The sequence below is a fragment of the Kocuria sp. genome (assembly GCF_030536815.1).
GTDB classification, from domain to species: domain Bacteria; phylum Actinomycetota; class Actinomycetes; order Actinomycetales; family Micrococcaceae; genus Kocuria; species Kocuria gwangalliensis.
The window spans coordinates 234-2618 of the sequence record NZ_JAUNPE010000239.1 but is presented as its reverse complement, the minus strand read 5'-3'; the positions used below and the strand labels follow the sequence as shown (position 1 = coordinate 2618).

Annotated in this window: 3 protein-coding genes; 2 read left to right on the top strand and 1 reads right to left on the bottom strand. The window is 63.8% G+C overall.

Going from position 1 to position 2385, the window contains the following annotated elements:
* Together Q4E95_RS12665 and Q4E95_RS12660 are read left to right on the top strand one after the other, a co-directional pair.
* Positions 1-995: J domain-containing protein (locus Q4E95_RS12665; protein ID WP_303383643.1), on the top strand; the 995-nt coding region annotated here is incomplete at its 5' end.
* A gap of 1 nt (position 996) precedes the next feature.
* The gene (locus tag Q4E95_RS12660; protein ID WP_303383642.1) at positions 997-1440 is read left to right on the top strand and encodes a heat shock protein transcriptional repressor HspR; all 444 of its coding nucleotides are present in this window, start codon (positions 997-999) and stop codon (positions 1438-1440) included.
* A gap of 192 nt (positions 1441-1632) precedes the next feature.
* On the opposite strand, the gene Q4E95_RS12655 is transcribed toward Q4E95_RS12660, so the two are convergent.
* On the bottom strand, positions 1633-2385 hold a 753-nt coding region (locus tag Q4E95_RS12655), incomplete at its 5' end, for a hypothetical protein (RefSeq protein ID WP_303383641.1).

Here is a 2385-nt window from a genome sequence, read left to right as displayed (position 1 = left end):
GTGTCCTGGGCGTCTCCAAGGACGCATCCCAGGCCGATATCAAGAAGGCCTATCGCAAGCTGGCCCGCAAGTATCACCCGGACCAGAACCCAGGGGATGCCGCCGCGGAGAAGAAATTCAAGGACATCTCCGAGGCCAATTCGGTGCTGTCCGACACCGAGGAACGCGAACAGTACGACGCGATCCGTGCCATGGGCTCCGGTGCTCGCTTCAGCGCGGGTGCACCCGGTGGTGGCGGCGCCGCCGGTAACGCGAGCTTCGAGGACATCTTCAGTGGGATGTTCGGCGGCGGAGGCGGTCGACGCGCGCGCCACTCCACATCCGGTGGGGGCGGGTTCGAGGACCTGTTCGCGCAGTTCGGCGGTCAAGGTGGTGACACTCGGTTCAGCACCTCGGGCGGACCCGCCTACGGTGCGCCCGGTGGATACGGCGGTTATCAGGGCCCGCCCGCCAAGGGCGAGGACATCCACACGACCACCACCATTCCGTTGCGTTCGGCGTACAACGGCACCACCGTGAAGTTGCGCCGTGGCAACGGTCAGACCACCACGGTGCGGGTGCCCAAGGGCGTCAAGGACGAACAGCGACTCAAGGTGTCGGGCAAGGGCCATTCCGGCCCGGGCGGAAACGGCGATCTGATCGTGACCATCAAGGTCAGGGATCACCCGTTCTTCAGCCGCGACGGACAGAACGTGGCTGTCACCGTTCCGGTGACCGTGGGCGAAGCCGCCCTGGGCGCGACCCTTGAGGTGCCCACCCTGGACGGGAATCACGTGAACGTGAAGATCCCGGCGGGCACGTCATCCGGGCGTCGCTTCCGCGTCAAGGACAAGGGATTCACCTCGGGATCCACGACCGGCAACATGATCGTGACTGTCGACATCGAGCTTCCCGAGTCGCTGAATGCCGAAGCCAAGAAAGCAGCGGAGGCATTCGCGCAGGCCACCGAGGATTTCGATCCTCGAGCCGGTCTGAGCGAGAAGGCGGCGAAGTGACATGGCCTTCGACTTCACGCAGCCGGTGTTCGTGATCTCGGTAGCCGCCGAGCTCGCGGAGATGCACCCGCAGACCCTGCGCCAGTACGACCGGTTGGGCTTGGTGACACCTTCTCGGGCCTCGGGGAGGGCCCGCAGATACTCCCAGATGGATGTCGAGAAACTGCGTCAGATCCAGGCGTTGTCGCAGAAAGGCGTGTCGCTGGAGGGCATCAAGCGGATCATTCAGCTGGAGAACCAAGTGCGCGCGTTGCAATCCCGCGTCACTGAACTGTCCGAAGAACTGGACCGGGAACGTGAATCACGCCGGGAGTCGTCCAAGATCTTTGCCGCGGGAGCTTCCGGTGACGTGGTGCGCATGGCCCGCGGTTCCCGGCCCACGCCCCGCAAGGTCTCCCAGGCCCTCATGCTGTATCGCCCGGCGAAGAGGGCGGGCGCGAGTTAGTGGCTCGGGCAGCACCTGGTTCGACGATGCGTCGTCACCCTTCGTGGGCGGTGGCGCGTTCGCCATCCCGACTTTTCTCGTGGTGCATTACTCGACCATGATCATCCGCGCTATTCTGGACGCCAACTGAGTTTTCGGGGGCTCGAGGCCGAGCTCCCCGCCCTGCGATAGCGTCGCTGACTAGAGTCACGGTTATCGCGAGTTCCAGCCGCGCCGGCCATTCCGCTGGTTGTTTTGCGGCCTACGGCCTCTATTGTTGGGATTGTTCTGCTGGTCAGCCTTATCGCGGTCGAGGTACGGTAGCGTGCCTCCGGGCTGGGGAAGGTAGTCTGGATGCTTACGTTTGTTGTTCTGGGTGAACCATTCGTAAATTTTCTCGCCGGGAGCGGTGGCCTTCCCCGCATTGTCTCCGGGACGGGGGTAGTGCACCGGCAGGCCAGGCACCCCGCGCGCAGCCTTCGACCAGTCCTCCACGCCCTCGCGTAGACCTTGTGTCGCAGAGACCACTGCTGAGAACCGTTCGAGACTCAACTTCTTGAGCTGTTGTTCCGATAGTGGGGCGGCGTCCGGGTCCTCCCCCGAGGACAACACGGCGTACCTACGGGTCACGGCTTTAGTGCTGCGTACCGCCGTTTTCGACCAGTCGACTCGAATCTTGGCGGCACCGAAACCCAGTGGTTTACCCGAACCCATCTGATGGACCACGTCCTCGTCCGGATTATCCAGCAACCACAGCAGGGCCCCCAGTTCCAGGCCGGTGAGACTATCCACGTCGATATGCACCTCGAAGACTGCGCCCGGCCGCACCCAGTCCAAGAGCGCGAAGCGCACACTGGCAGACACCTTGCCACCGTGATGCAAGTACTCCTTGAACCTCGCAGCGTTCCGCCCTTGCCCAACTTGCACAGGACTCGTCACTCGGGCATCCCAGTAGTCCGCCGCGCC

What these genes read in the sequence shown, in the direction of transcription:
- Q4E95_RS12660 (WP_303383642.1), top strand. Translation starts at nt 997, where the DNA reads ATGGCCTTCGACTTCACGCAGCCGGTGTTCGTGATCTCGGTAGCCGCC.